General features: G+C 60.4%; 15 protein-coding genes. 6 read left to right on the forward strand and 9 right to left on the reverse strand.

Annotated elements, in window-relative coordinates:
* Window positions 1-9 precede the first annotated feature (9 nt).
* Window positions 10-888, reverse strand: coding sequence for a 4-hydroxy-tetrahydrodipicolinate synthase (dapA, locus tag AB4O22_RS19460; RefSeq protein ID WP_003198806.1), 879 nt, complete (start codon window positions 886-888; stop codon window positions 10-12).
* A 315-nt stretch (window positions 889-1,203) separates the two neighbouring features.
* Between dapA and AB4O22_RS19465 the strand changes: the two genes are divergently transcribed.
* Complete coding sequence (locus AB4O22_RS19465) at window positions 1,204-1,764, forward strand: glycine cleavage system transcriptional repressor (protein ID WP_003184325.1); 561 nt, start codon at window positions 1,204-1,206, stop codon at window positions 1,762-1,764.
* Window positions 1,765-1,774: 10 nt separating this feature from the next.
* Window positions 1,775-2,248, forward strand: coding sequence for a peroxiredoxin (locus tag AB4O22_RS19470; RefSeq protein WP_223470708.1), 474 nt, complete (start codon window positions 1,775-1,777; stop codon window positions 2,246-2,248).
* A 144-nt stretch (window positions 2,249-2,392) separates the two neighbouring features.
* Here the strand turns inward: AB4O22_RS19470 and AB4O22_RS19475 are convergent, their stop codons facing one another.
* Window positions 2,393-3,463: an AI-2E family transporter gene (locus AB4O22_RS19475; protein WP_003198803.1), complete on the reverse strand. Its 1,071-nt coding sequence runs from the start codon at window positions 3,461-3,463 to the stop codon at window positions 2,393-2,395.
* A gap of 29 nt (window positions 3,464-3,492) precedes the next feature.
* Window positions 3,493-3,732 carry a sulfurtransferase TusA family protein gene (locus tag AB4O22_RS19480; RefSeq protein ID WP_003198801.1) on the reverse strand — a complete coding sequence of 80 codons (240 nt, stop codon included), beginning with the start codon at window positions 3,730-3,732 and terminating at the stop codon, window positions 3,493-3,495.
* 98 nt (window positions 3,733-3,830) lie between these two features.
* On the opposite strand from AB4O22_RS19480, the gene AB4O22_RS19485 reads away from it, so the two are divergent.
* Window positions 3,831-5,264, forward strand: a complete 1,434-nt coding sequence (locus AB4O22_RS19485) for a M48 family metalloprotease (RefSeq protein WP_003198799.1) — start codon at window positions 3,831-3,833, stop codon at window positions 5,262-5,264.
* 62 nt (window positions 5,265-5,326) lie between these two features.
* Here AB4O22_RS19485 and AB4O22_RS19490 read toward each other — a convergent pair whose 3' ends face one another.
* The 4 genes from AB4O22_RS19490 to rpoE all read right to left on the reverse strand — a co-directional run bounded on the left by AB4O22_RS19490 (window position 5,327) and on the right by rpoE (window position 9,153).
* Window positions 5,327-6,757, reverse strand: a complete 1,431-nt coding sequence (locus tag AB4O22_RS19490; protein WP_003198797.1) for a DegQ family serine endoprotease — start codon at window positions 6,755-6,757, stop codon at window positions 5,327-5,329.
* Between the two features lie 234 nt (window positions 6,758-6,991).
* Complete coding sequence (locus tag AB4O22_RS19495; protein ID WP_223470704.1) at window positions 6,992-7,939, reverse strand: MucB/RseB C-terminal domain-containing protein; 948 nt, start codon at window positions 7,937-7,939, stop codon at window positions 6,992-6,994.
* Between the two features lie 13 nt (window positions 7,940-7,952).
* A complete protein-coding gene (locus AB4O22_RS19500; protein ID WP_460096985.1) occupies window positions 7,953-8,540 on the reverse strand; it encodes a sigma-E factor negative regulatory protein in 588 nt (195 codons plus the stop codon).
* Between the two features lie 31 nt (window positions 8,541-8,571).
* Complete coding sequence (rpoE, locus tag AB4O22_RS19505; protein ID WP_003172477.1) at window positions 8,572-9,153, reverse strand: RNA polymerase sigma factor RpoE; 582 nt, start codon at window positions 9,151-9,153, stop codon at window positions 8,572-8,574.
* 558 nt (window positions 9,154-9,711) lie between these two features.
* On the opposite strand from rpoE, the gene nadB reads away from it, so the two are divergent.
* Window positions 9,712-11,328, forward strand: coding sequence for an L-aspartate oxidase (nadB, locus tag AB4O22_RS19510; RefSeq protein WP_003198791.1), 1,617 nt, complete (start codon window positions 9,712-9,714; stop codon window positions 11,326-11,328).
* Here the strand turns inward: nadB and AB4O22_RS19515 are convergent.
* Entirely contained in the window at window positions 11,297-11,749 is a 453-nt protein-coding gene (locus AB4O22_RS19515; protein ID WP_223470700.1) for a protein YgfX, read from the reverse strand. The genes nadB and AB4O22_RS19515 overlap by 32 nt on opposite strands.
* Window positions 11,733-11,987 (reverse strand): FAD assembly factor SdhE, encoded by a 255-nt coding sequence (locus AB4O22_RS19520; protein WP_003184348.1) that lies wholly within the window; start codon window positions 11,985-11,987, stop codon window positions 11,733-11,735. Before AB4O22_RS19520 ends, AB4O22_RS19515 begins: the two co-directional genes overlap by 17 nt.
* 149 nt (window positions 11,988-12,136) lie before the next feature.
* On the opposite strand from AB4O22_RS19520, the gene ygfZ reads away from it, so the two are divergent.
* Both ygfZ and AB4O22_RS19530 read left to right on the forward strand, forming a co-directional pair.
* Window positions 12,137-13,078: a CAF17-like 4Fe-4S cluster assembly/insertion protein YgfZ gene (gene ygfZ / locus AB4O22_RS19525; protein WP_460096986.1), complete on the forward strand. Its 942-nt coding sequence runs from the start codon at window positions 12,137-12,139 to the stop codon at window positions 13,076-13,078.
* 35 nt (window positions 13,079-13,113) lie between these two features.
* Window positions 13,114-13,935, forward strand: a complete 822-nt coding sequence (locus tag AB4O22_RS19530) for an HDOD domain-containing protein (RefSeq protein ID WP_003198785.1) — start codon at window positions 13,114-13,116, stop codon at window positions 13,933-13,935.
* The last annotated feature ends 68 nt before the right edge of the window (window positions 13,936-14,003 follow it).

Here is a 14,003-nt window from a genome sequence, read left to right on the forward strand (position 1 = left end):
CTTCCTCAATTAAACCAGGACGCCGGACTGGCGCATGGCCTGCCGCAGCGGTTCTTGACAGGGGGTGCTCAGCCAGGTCAGTGGCAGGCGGATGCCTTCGTGCATCAGGCCCATTTCAACCAAGGCCCACTTCACCGGAATCGGGTTGGCCTCGATGAACAGGTCCTTGTGCAACGGCATCAGTTTTTCGTTGATTGCCCGTGCAGTCTCGGCGTCGCCCTTGAGCGCGGCCTCGCACAGGTCGGCCATTTCACGTGGGGCAACGTTGGCGGTGACGGAGATGTTGCCCTTGCCGCCCATCAGGATCAGCTCGACCGCTGTCGGATCATCGCCAGACAGCACGATGAAGTCCTTGCTCACGCCATCGAGAATGGCCTTGGCGCGCTTCATGTCGCCGGTGGCTTCCTTGATACCGATGATGTTCGGCACCGTGGACAGCCGGATCACGGTCTCGGCCAGCATGTCGCAGGAGGTACGACCGGGAACGTTATAGAGGATCTGCGGGATGTCGACGGCTTCGGCAATGTGCTTGAAGTGCTGGTACAAGCCTTCCTGGGTCGGCCTGTTGTAGTACGGGACAACCAGCAGGCAGGCGTCAGCACCGGCTTCCTTGGCGTTGCGGGTCAGCTCGACGGCCTCGCGGGTCGAGTTGGCGCCGGTGCCGGCGATGACGGGAATGCGACCGTTGACCTGCTTGACCACGGCACGGATGACTTCGATGTGCTCATTGACGTCGAGGGTTGCCGACTCGCCGGTGGTACCGACGGCGACAATGGCATGGGTGCCGTTCTCAAGGTGGAAGTCCACGAGTTTGCTGAGGCTGGCCCAGTCAAGATGCCCTTGTGCATCCATGGGTGTGACCAGTGCCACCATACTGCCCGCAATCATGAAACCGCTCCTGCCGGAAAAAGAGAGCGGTAATGGTACTGGCGCCAAGATGCTTGTACAAGCGAACTACCATTCCCCTTGGCGATGGTTTTCGCTACCCTTCAGGCTTTGATCGGTACCGACAAGCTCATACGCCGGTTTCCAGCCTCCGTTTTCGTCGCCGCAAGCCCCGATCCCGGGTTTGTCCTGGTGCGTTCCTGCTGTCGCGGAATGCAGCGCAACCCTGGGCACAAGGCTTGAGCCGTTCGTTTTTCCGGGCCTGGCGCTGTGTCGAGCGGCAAAAGTACCGACCGCTCATCGCTTTAGGAATGCTGCATGTCCACCCCCACAGTCCGCGAACAATTCCTTGTTATCAGTGCCCTTGGCGCCAACCCCATGGAGCTGACTAACGTCCTGTGCCGCGCCAGCCATGAAAATCGCTGCGCCGTCGTGACCTCACGCCTGACCCGTCATGGCGAATGCAGTGCGCTCGTGCTCGAGATCTCCGGCAGCTGGGACGCCCTGGCTCGCCTGGAAGGCAGCCTGCCGGTGCTGGCCAAGAAGCATGCCTTCACCGTCAACGTGGTGCGTAGCGCCGCGCTGGAGAACCGTCCCCAGGCCCTGCCCTACGTGGCCTATGTGAGCTCGGCCTACCGTCCGGACATCATCAACGAGCTGTGCCAGTTCTTCATGGACCACCACGTCGAGCTGGAAAACCTGACCTGCGACACCTACCAGGCCCCGCAGACCGGCGGCACCATGCTCAATGCCACGTTCACCGTGACCCTGCCCGCCGGCACCCAGATCAGTTGGCTGCGCGATCAGTTCCTGGATTTCGCCGATGCGATGAACCTGGATGCCCTGATCGAACCGTGGCGCCCACAAAACCCAATGTAAGGAAGCGTTCATGGCCGTTGCAGTCGACCAGCCGGTTACCGATTTCCAGGCACCCGCCACCAGCGGGCAGACCGTCAGCCTCGCCGCCCTCAAGGGCAAGCAGGTGGTGATCTACTTCTACCCCAAGGACAGCACCCCGGGCTGCACCACCGAAGGCCAGGGTTTTCGCGATCAGCATGCGCAGTTCCAGGCAGCCAACACCGAAGTGTTCGGCGTCTCCCGGGACAGCCTCAAGTCCCACGAGAACTTCAAGTGCAAACAGGAATTCCCGTTCGAGCTGATCAGTGACAAGGACGAGGCCGTCTGCCAGCTGTTCGACGTGATCAAGCTGAAAAAGCTCTATGGCAAGGAATACCTGGGCGTTGATCGCAGTACATTCCTGATCGACAAGAACGGCGTGCTGCGCCAGGAATGGCGTGGCGTGAAGGTGCCGGGGCATGTGGATGCGGTGTTGGCGGCGGCTCAGGCACTCAACAAGGCCTGAATCTTTCACTGCCTGTCCTGGCCCCTTCGCGAGCAAGCTCGCTCCCACAGGGATTTGATTAACACCCTCAATCCAATGTGGGAGCGAGCTTGCTCCGGGCGGCGTTCCGACGATGGGGCCATAAGCCTCACCCTATTACTCAAACTACAACAATGGCGCCACAATCGGCTCCTTGCTCGGCCACGCATCCAGCACCGCCTTGAACAGCGTCGCCAGGGGAATCGCGAAGAACACCCCCCAGAACCCCCACAGCCCACCAAACAGCAGCACCGCACAGATGATCGCCACCGGATGCAGGTTCACCGCCTCGGAGAACAGCAGCGGGACCAGCACATTGCCGTCCAGCGTCTGGATGATCCCGTAGACCGCCATCAGATAGATGAACTGATCGCTCCAACCCCACTGGAACAGCGCAATCAAGGCCACCGGCACTGTCACCACCACGGTGCCGACATAAGGCACCACCACTGAGATGCCCACCAGTAGCGCCAGCAACGCGGCGTAATTGAGCCCCAGGGCGACGAAGCCGATGTAGGTCACGCCACCGCAGATGAAAATCTCGATGACTTTGCCGCGAATGTAGTTGGCGATCTGCCGATTCATCTCCTGGGCCACCCGGGTAATCAGCGCCCGCTCACGAGGCAGGTAGCCACGGACCCAACGACCGATCATTTCCCGGTCCTTGAGGAAGAAAAACACCAGGATCGGCACCAGCACCAGGTAGATCATGATGTTGACCAAAAGCGGCAGGCTGGACAGCGAAAACGTCAGCGCCCACTGGCCGAACTTGCCGATCTGGCCGCGCACGACTTCAATGGCTTGCAACACCTGCTCGTCGGACACCAGGTGCGGATAACGCTCGGGCAACAGCAACAGCACGGACTGCCATTTGGCAAGCATCCCCGGCAACTCGTTGAAGAGTGTCACCAACTGGTGCCAGAGCAGCGGCACGATCACGATTATGAACACCAACAACAAGCCCATGAACAGGGCGAACACCAAGCCCACCGCCACCGCACCCGGCAACCGCAAGCGTTCCAGGGTCGTGACCAAACCTTGCATCAGGTACGCCAGCACCATCCCCGCCAGCACCGGCGCCAGCATGCCGCCCAGGGTGAGCACGGCGGTAAAGGCCAGGAATAGCAGCACTGCCAGGACCACAGCCTCTTCATCGGAGAAGTAGCGCTGGATCCAGTCGCGTAACACTTTGAACATTAAAAATCCTTAAGAGACGCTGTCGGTTTTCAGGCCTTTTTCAGCCAGTAACGGTAGACGCCGTTATCGTCTTCTTCATGCAGCAGCGTATGACCGGCCAATCGGGCGAAGGTGCGGAAATCGCGCTGGGAACCCGCATCCGTGGCGATCACCTTGAGCACACTGCCGCTGGCCAGGCGATTGAGTTCCAGCTTGGCCTTGAGCAGCGGCAACGGACAGTTCAGGCCGCTGGCGTCCAGTTCGGCATCGTGGGCTACAGCATCAGTCATGGGTTCACTCCGCGGCACATCGTTGAGCGGCCTAGAATATCTGGTCCCGGGCCCGGTGTCCGGCTACAGTAAGGTCTTTGTCGACTAAGGCTTCGTGCATGACATTTCTGCGCCCCACCCTGCTGACGCTCGCTTGCCTGCTTGCCTCACCGGGCTTCGCCGACGACCTGCCGTCACTTGGCGACGCCAGTTCTGCCATCGTCTCGCCAGAACAGGAGCACCAACTGGGCCGCGCCTGGCTGGCCCTGCTGCGCAGCCAGGTTTCACAGCTCAACGACCCACAGCTCAAGGACTACGTCGAATCCAGCGTCTATAAACTGGTGGAAACCAGCCAGGTCAACGACCGACGCCTGGAATTCATCCTGATCAACAGCCCGCAGCTCAACGCCTTCGCCGCACCTGGCGGAATCGTCGGGGTCAACGGCGGCCTGTTCCTCAATGCACAGACCGAAGGCGAATACGCCTCGGTCATGGCCCACGAACTGGCGCACTTGTCACAACGCCACTTCGCCCGTGGCGTCGAAGCCCAGCAGCGCATGCAGGTGCCAATGATGGCCGCGCTGCTGGCCGGCATCGTGATTGCCGCCGCCGGTGGCGGTGACGCCGGGATCGCGGCCATCGCCGGGACCCAGGCCGCGGCCATCCAGGAACAACGGCGTTTCTCGCGCCAGAACGAACAGGAAGCCGACCGCATCGGCATCCAGAACCTGGAAAAGGCCGGCTACGACCCGCGGTCCATGCCGACCATGTTCGAACGCCTGATGCGCCAATACCGGTTCGACGCCAAGCCTCCGGAATTCCTGCTGACTCACCCGGTGACCGAATCCCGGATCGCCGACACCCGCAACCGCGCCGAACAGGCCAAGCCGGGCGGTATCGAGGACAGTGTGCGCTATCAACTGATCCGCGCACGGGTCCAGTTGATCTATGAAGAAACCCCGGGCCTGGGCGCCAAGCGTTTCCGAGCACAGCTGGATGAGAATCCGAAGAACGACGTGGCGCGCTACGGCCTGGCGATCGCGCAGATCAAGGGTGGCCAGTTGAATGAAGCACGGGAGAACCTCAAGCCGTTGCTGGCCAAATCGCCCAACGAGATCATCTACAACCTCGCCCAGGTGGATCTGGACATCACCAGCAACAAACTGGCCGACGCTCAATCGCGCGTCGACCGGATGCTGAGCCAATACCCGGGCAACTATCCGCTCAACCAGGTACGCGTCGACCTGCTGCTCAAGCAGAACCGCCCCGCCGATGCCGAGAAGGCCCTGGAGAACCTGCTCAAGACCCGCCCGGACGATCCGGACGTCTGGTACATGGTGGCCGAGACCCGCGGGTTGTCGGGCAACATCATCGGCCTGCATCAGGCTCGTGCCGAGTACTTCGCACTGGTGGGCGACTACCGTCAGGCCATTCAGCAGCTGGACTTCGCCAAACGGCGCGCCGGCACCAATTTCCCCCTGTCGTCACGCATCGATGCACGACAGCGGGAACTCATGGAGCAGGAACGCATGGTCAAGGACATGATGGGCTGAGTATTTGCCAGACAATAAAAAACCGCCTCTCTCGAGGCGGTTTTTTTTCAGCCGCTAACCGGTCATTCGGCCAGCTTGAAGGTGATGAAGCTTGCACGTCCCTGGCGCAGGACACGCATCGAGACCGAACGATTCTTCGGCAACGCCTTGGCGATGTCGGTGAACTCCTTGGCGGACCCGATGGCCTGGTTGTTCAGGTGCGTAATGATATCGCCCGGCTGAAGGCCGATCAGGGCGGCAGGACCATCCTGCACCTCCTTGATCACCACACCGCCCTGAAGCTCCAGGGTGCGCTTCTGCTCTTCGGTCAGCTCGGCCACAGCCACGCCCAGACGGTTGCTGCTGCGCTCGACGCCAGACTTGGGCAGCGAATCCAACTCCTTGCCTTCTTCAGGAATGGCGCCGACGGTCAATTCGACGTTCTTGCGCTTGCCCTCACGAATCACTTCCAGATTGGCCTTGGCACCAGCCTTGAGGGCACCCACCAAGTGCGGCAGGTCGGCGGACATCACGATCGGCTGACCATTCATGCTCAGGATCACGTCCCCCACTTGCAGGCCGCCCTTGGCAGCCGGGCCACCTTCCTGGATCTGCGCCACCAGCGCACCGGCTGGTTTTTCCAGCCCGAACGACTCGGCCAGGTCCTTGTTCACTTCCTGGATGACCACGCCCAACCAGCCACGGCTGACCTTGCCTTCGCTTTTCAGTTGGTTGGACACGTCCATGGCAACGTCGATCGGAATCGCGAAGGACACGCCCATGAAGCCGCCCGAACGGGTATAGATCTGGGAGTTGATGCCGACAACTTCACCCGCGAGGTTGAACAGCGGGCCACCGGAGTTACCCGGGTTGATCGGCACGTCGGTCTGGATGAACGGCACGTAGTTTTCGTTCGGCAGGCTGCGACCGATGGCGCTGACAATACCCTGGGTCACGGTGTGGTCGAAGCCGAACGGCGAACCGATGGCCACGACCCATTGGCCGGCTTTCAGGTCCTGGGATTTGCCCAGCTTGAGCACGGGCAGGTCCTTGCCTTCGATTTTCAACAGCGCCACGTCAGAACGTGGATCGGTGCCGATCAACTTGGCCTTGAGCTCGCTGCGATCGGCCAGGCGTACCAGGATTTCGTCGGCATCGGCGATCACATGGTTGTTGGTCAGAATGTAGCCATCAGGCGAAATGATGAAGCCCGAACCCAGGGATTGCGCTTCGCGCTGGCGACCGCCACCGGGCGAACGGGGTTGTTGCGGCATGCCACGCTCGAAGAACTCACGCAGCATCGGCGGCAAACCTTCCAGGTCCGGCATCTGCTGGTCCGAGACGCGGCGATCCGGCAGCTTCTGGGTCGTGCTGATGTTCACTACAGCGGGCGAAGCCTGCTCGACCAATTGCGTAAAGTCGGGCAACTCGACCGCCACGGCAGGAACGGCCTGGCCGAGCACAAGCACGGTGGCAAGGATAGAAAAATAGGTTTTCAAGCGTGGTATCGACATACGGCTCCCGTTACGACGAGCATGGTTAAGCGATATGGAACAAGGCATACCAGGAAAAGATACGCCGGTATTTTTGTTCCGGAAACAGACAAGGCCAGGGCCGAGCGGCTCTGACCTATAGAAAAAAAGCTGGGTTTTTGCAAATGAAAATACTGACAGGAAGTTTCGGCATTTCGATCAAGCCCTGGCATCATCAGCCTCTCGCGCAATCGAACCACCCATGCAGCCAGCAGGTTATTGAGTCGCCGTGACGTCGGAGCGCATGGAAAGCGCAATCCGTTCCGCCGTGCCTATAGGAATCTCACCAACCACCGTGACCATCATTTCGCCCTGGGGCGTCGTGAGCCTGCGGGAGACGGCAGCCGTCGGGCCGAGCTGAGTACGAGTATCGGTGGCATTGGCACCGTTCAGCGGCTCCAGGAACACCGAGAAGCGCGCCAGGCCATCGTCGTACATCAAGCTGTTGACCTGGACCTGGGTGTCCGGGTCCTTGCGCACGGCACTGCTGGACAGTTCGAAACCAGGCGGAAGCCAGTCCGAGTGCCAGGCGGCCTTCACCGCGACGACCTTGGCGGGATCCTGCGCGACAGCCTTGCATTCGGCGCTGGCTTGCAGATCACCGTCTGTCGGCGCGGCGACATTCAAGCGGGTGAACTGGAAACGTTCGAGCAACTGGCCCTTGTCGTTGAGCAACAGGGACTTGAGCGGCAAGCCGGTCTCTTTGTCCAGGTGCAGCTCAAAGCCATAGCGATGCTGGTCCTTGGGCGTCAACGCCACAATGACCGCTTGACGCCCGGCCACGCGCGACTTGCCAATGACGGCCAGGTCATACCAATTCTTGAGTTTTTGCGGATCGAGCGTACGTGAGGTGCCGTCAGGCGTATTGCCCAGCCCTGCGATCAAGGAGCCACTGACGCATTGAGTATGCCCATCAATGCGCAGGACTTCCTGTGCCGAGCCGTCGAGCTGGAGTAACCGCTCGCGGACTTTGCCATCCTGGACGCGATGCCAGATGTTATGGGTAGAAAAACTACCGTTGCGCTCGTAAACGAAAGTGCCCTGGAAGCTCTGCTGTTGCTCGGCTTGACTCAGGCGGTTCAACCAATCCTGAGCCTCATCGGCATGGGCTGGAATTGCACACCAGCCACCAAGCAGAAGCATGAATAGAGGTATGGCGCGCAATGGTTTTCCTTAATTAACGGTTTTCCATGCTGGCTGCACGGGCGTAAGGCAGCGCGCTTTCAGTACCTTTCAGGGCAGCTTGCTGAGCATGCTGACGCAGGTAGTTGGGCAGACGCTGATCATGCCAGCCAGGTTGGCCTTGCAGAACACCATTGACCATTGGGCCTGCGGTTTCCGAGCCTTCGCTGTAGCCGGCCAGTACCGCTGGACCCTTGACCTGTGGAGCGGTCAGGCCTGGCTGGTTGGACTGCTGCGCCATCTGCACGCCAGCAATCTCATCCTGGTTGTACAGGCGTACACCGGCCAGTACGGCCACGGTGACCGAAGCGGCTACTGCCAGGCGACCCAGGCTGCGCCATGGTCCGCGAGAAGCTTTTGCCGGTACGGCTTCGTCAGCCAATGCAGCGGAAACGGCCGCAGCGATGTCCAGGCGTGGAAGCAACAAGTCCTTGTGCATCACGGCCCGGGCGATCTGGTAACGAGCCCAGGTCTCACGGGTTTCAACATCGTCGAAGGCATTCAATACCCGACGCAATTCCAGTTCGTCCGCTTCGTTATCCATCACTGCGGACAGCGATTCCTGCAGGGCTTCACGACTCATGGCGTTCCTCTCTTGGCTGTCGCCGCTGTCTCTAGTTTTCCTGCAACAAAGGTTGCAGGGCTTTATCAATGGCCTCCCGGGCGCGGAAGATCCGGGAGCGCACGGTGCCTACAGGACATTGCATGACGCTCGCAATGTCTTCGTAACTCAGACCGTCGAACTCACGTAAAGTTAAAGCCGTACGCAAATCTTCGGGCAGTTGCTGGATGGTTCGATGGACGGTGCCTTCAATCTCATCCCGCAGCAACGCACGTTCCGGTGATTCGAGATCCTTGAGGCCATGATCGCCATCATAGAACTCGGCATCTTCAGAACTTACATCGCTATCCGGCGGCCGACGGCCGCGTGAAACCAGATAGTTTTTCGCCGTGTTGATGGCGATGCGGTAAAGCCACGTATAAAACGCGCTGTCCCCGCGAAAATTTCCAAGTGCGCGGTAGGCCTTGATGAAGGCTTCCTGAGCGACATCCTGCGCTTCATGGGTGTCGTGCACGAAACGCACGATCAACCCGAGAATTTTGTGCTGGTATTTAAGCACTAGCAGATCGAAAGCTCGCTTGTCGCCGCGTTGGACGCGCTCGACCAGCTGCTGATCCTCTTCCTGGGTTAGCATGAACACTCCTCGATAAGCTCGAAGGAGGCTTGCATTACTAATTGACCGGGCTTGCAAACATAGACTCGGGCTTTTCGCAAAAGTTCTCCCCCTTCCAAGCAAGTTTCCGGCGCGCTCTGATCTCGGCACGCACGAAAAACGCAGCAGGAGATTCCCCGGCTGCGCGAATAATCTGTCACCGGGCCTGACGGCAGAGACTCCAATCGAAATCTTGCACCAACCCGACGCTGCTCCCTTTTGCAGACAACCGTCTATTGAACGTAGGCGCTTGGCAAAAGTTCCCACTATTTATAGCGCTGCACACTGAATACCAGGCAACCGTGACGAGATAAACAGCGTTCTGTCCTCGAAACGGCGGCCTTATCGACGTTGTACCAAAAACGGCGATCCGACGAAGCGTGTCGCTTTTCTGTCACGCTGGTTTCACATTGCCATGAATGCCCGGCTATTGTGCCGATCCCCCCTCTATATACTAGTGGGCTGCGTGGCTGCCTGACCCGTTGAACCGGTGTCTTGCGCCAACCCCGACCCGGGTCGCCTTGAGCGGAAACCATTCGAATGAGCCAACAGTTTCAACACGATGTTCTGGTAATCGGCAGCGGAGCCGCCGGATTGAGCCTTGCACTGACTTTGCCTGCGCATTTGCGCATTGCAGTACTGAGCAAGGGCGACCTGGCCAACGGTTCGACCTTCTGGGCCCAGGGCGGTGTCGCAGCCGTGCTGGACGATACCGACACCATTGAATCCCATGTCGAGGACACCCTCAACGCCGGCGGTGGCCTTTGCAATCCAAAAGCGGTGCGTTTCACCGTGGAACACAGCAGGGAAGCCATCCAGTGGCTGATCGATCAGGGTGTACCGTTTACCCGTGACGAACAATCGGGCACCGAAGACGGCGGTTTCGAGTTCCACCTGACGCGCGAAGGCGGTCACAGCCATCGGCGCATCATCCATGCGGCCGACGCCACTGGTGCGGCGATCTTCAAGACCCTGCTCGCCCAGGCGCGACTGCGGCCGAACATCGAACTGCTGGAACAGCGCGTCGCGGTCGACCTGATCACCGAAAAACGCCTGGGCCTGGACGGTGATCGCTGCCTCGGTGCCTACGTGCTCAATCGCGGCACCGGTGAAGTCGACACCTACGGCGCACGTTTCGTCATCCTGGCGTCCGGCGGCGCAGCGAAAGTCTATCTGTATACCAGCAACCCCGACGGCGCCTGCGGCGATGGCATCGCCATGGCCTGGCGTTCGGGTTGCCGGGTGGCGAACCTGGAGTTCAACCAGTTCCACCCCACCTGCCTCTATCACCCGTTGGCCAAGAGTTTCCTGATCACCGAAGCCTTGCGTGGCGAAGGTGCCCACCTGAAGCTGCCCAACGGCGAACGCTTCATGCAGCGCTTCGATCCGCGCGCCGAACTGGCACCGCGCGACATCGTCGCCCGGGCCATCGACCACGAAATGAAGCGCCTGGGTATCGATTGCGTTTACCTGGACATCAGCCACAAGCCCGAAGCGTTCATCAAGAGTCACTTCCCGACGGTGTACGAACGCTGCCTGGAGTTTTCCATCGACATCACCAAGCAGCCGATCCCGGTGGTGCCGGCGGCGCATTACACCTGCGGCGGTGTGATGGTCGACCAACAGGGCCGTACCGACGTGCCTGGGCTGTATGCCATTGGCGAAACCAGCTTCACCGGCCTGCACGGCGCCAACCGCATGGCCAGCAACTCGCTGCTGGAATGCTTCGTCTACGCCCGCTCGGCGGCGGCAGACATCCTGGCGCAATTGCCGCAGATTGCCGTTCCTGCCGCCCTGCCCTCGTGGGACGCCAGCCAGGTCACCGATTCGGACGAAGACGTGATCATCGCGCACAACTGGGACGAACTGCGGCGATTCATGTGGGACTACGTGGGCATCGTGCGCACCAACAAGCGCCTGCAACGGGCACAACATCGGGTGCGCTTGCTGCTGGATGAAATCGACGAGTTCTACAGCAACTACAAAGTCAGCCGCGACCTGATCGAGTTGCGCAACCTGGCCCAGGTGGCCGAACTGATGATTCGCTCGGCCATGGAGCGCAAGGAAAGCCGGGGGCTGCATTACACGCTGGACTACCCGAACCTGCTGCCCGAGGCACTGGACACTATCCTGGTGCCGCCCACCTACGCCGACTGAACCTGAGCTGTACCCGCAGGCGCCGATGGATATCCGGCGCCAGCGCGTCGCGCGGCACACACAGCGAGCGGACCCGCCGTTCCCCCTGCACGCGAAAGCGCAGCACGACGATCATCGGCAGCGCCAGGCTATCGGGGCGCAGCTGCACAGCCCGCCACCCGTCGGCCCGACTCCAGAGTTGCCAGCCAGCGGCATTTCGACGCAACCGGGAAATGGCCCGGCGATGAGTCAGCAATAAATGTCGGGGAATCACCCAGGCGCCATGGGCCAGGCACAATGCGACGCCAAGCACCGCGACCCCGGAGGGGACGGACAACAGGAACAACGACCCCAGGGCGAACACCTGGGCCAGCAGATAGGCTGCCAGCAGTTGCCCGGAGGCCTGCCAGCGGCATTCGAAGCGATTACTTGGGTTGGACACGGTCCAGAATCATCCGGACCATGCGCTGCAACTCAGGGTCTTCGGATTCGCTGCGCTCCATGAACCAGCCGAACATGTCCTGATCCTCGCATTCGAGCAGGCGGACATAACACGCGCGGTCCACTTCATTGAGATGGGGATAAACCTCTTTGACGAATGGCACCAGCAACACGTCCAGCTCAAGCATGCCGCGGCGGCTGTGCCAGTAGAGGCGATTCAGTTCAACATCTTCGACCATGGAGCGCTCCTCAAATAGAGCGCAAGTATACAGGCCCCGCCGCAGCGGAACAGACAGCTTTGGCAGGGCACCATCGATCCTTTGTGAACTACCCATTTCAAGGGCGCCCCCTTATGATGTCTACCAGACCTTTTACCCTGCGATGACCCATGGCTGATTCCGCTTTTTTCTGCACCCTGTCCCACGAAGGCGTCCTTGCGGTCCGCGGCGTGGATGCCGGCAAATTCCTGCAAGGCCAATTGACCTGCAACCTCGACTACCTGAGTGACAGCCGGGCCAGCCTCGGCGCCCGCTGCACCCAGAAAGGCCGGATGCAATCGAGCTTCCGTATCCTGCTCGAAGGCGACGGCGTGTTGATGGCCATGGCCGCCGAACTGCTTGAGTCGCAACTGGCCGACCTGAAAAAATATGCCGTGTTCTCCAAATCCAAGCTCACCGACGAAAGCGCGGCCTGGGTTCGCTTCGGCCTGGAAAACGCCGACAAGGCGCTGGCCGGCCTGGGCCTCGAACTACCGGGGGACACCGACAGCGTGGCTCGCCATGAAGCCTTGATCGCCATCCGCGTATCTCCCGGCCGCGCTGAACTGTGGGCGCCCGCCGAACAGGCCCAGACACTGCGAACCCGCCTGGGCACAGAACTGGCCGAAGCGGATCTGAACCCCTGGCTGTTGGGCCAGGTCCGCGCCGGAATCGGCCAGGTCATGCCGGCCACCCGCGAGCTGTTCATCCCACAGATGCTCAACCTGCAAGCCATCGGCGGCGTCAGTTTCAAGAAAGGCTGCTACACCGGCCAGGAAATCGTCGCCCGCATGCAATACCTGGGCAAGCTCAAGCGACGCCTGTACCGCCTGCAGTTGGACGCCAGCGAACTGCCAGAGCCTGGCACCGCGCTGTTCTCCCCCACGCATGGCAGCTCCATCGGCGAAGTGGTTATTGCCGCCCGCGGCGAGGGGAATATTGAACTGCTTGCGGTATTGCAGGCCGAAGCAGCAGAAGACGACAATTTGCACCTCGGTAGCCTGGAAGGCCCAAGCCTTCAATTGTTGGACCTGCCTTACGAACTGGATCGCGACCGCGAAATCCAGCGCTGATCGCAGCATTTGCCGCAATACCCTAGAGAACCGAAATGAGCGATTTGGCGGATAAGGTCCAACGGGATTTGGTGCAAGCCATCGATAACGATGACTTGGTTCTGCCAACATTACCGGAAGTGGCCCTGCAGATTCGCCGGGCCGCCGAAGACCCGGAAATCAGCGTCAGCAACCTGAGCAAAGTGATCGGCCGCGATACGGCTCTCTCGGCACGCCTGATAAAGGTGGTCAACAGCCCACTGCTGCGCGCCACACAGGAAGTCACCGACCTGCACACGGCCATCACTCGATTGGGCGTCAACTACAGCAGCAACCTGGCCATCGGCCTGGTCATGGAGCAGATTTTCCACGCCCGCTCCGAAGTAGTGGAGCTGAAGATGCGCGAAGTCTGGCGCAAGAGCCTGGAGATCGCCGGCGTCAGCTATGCGCTGTGTCGCGGTTACACCCAACTCAAGCCCGACCAGGCCGCGCTGGGTGGGCTGGTGCACCAGATCGGCGTGCTGCCGATCCTGACGTATGCGCAAGACAACAATGAATTGCTGTCGGACCCGGTCAGCCTCAACCACGTCATCGAAACGATTCACCCGGTGCTGGGGGACAAACTACTCAGCGTCTGGGAGTTTCCGGAGCGGTTGGTGAAACTGCCGGGGCTGTATCTGGATTTCACCCGGGACTCCAAGCAAATCGATTATGTCGACCTGGTGCAGGTCGCAGCGCTGTATTGCTACAAGGACACCGACCATCCCCTGAGCAAGGTTGACGTGTTCGGGGTTCCCGCCTTCAAGAAACTGGGCATCGACCCGGAGAACAAGGCACGGTGTGCGGATATCGAAGAAGCGCGGTCGATGTTCTATTAAGCAGGTCGGACACCTACGAACGCGTAGTCAAGCCTGAATCTGTGACCTGTGGCACAGGATTTGTGGGA

It is taken from the genome of Pseudomonas sp. S3_B11 (assembly GCF_054667715.1).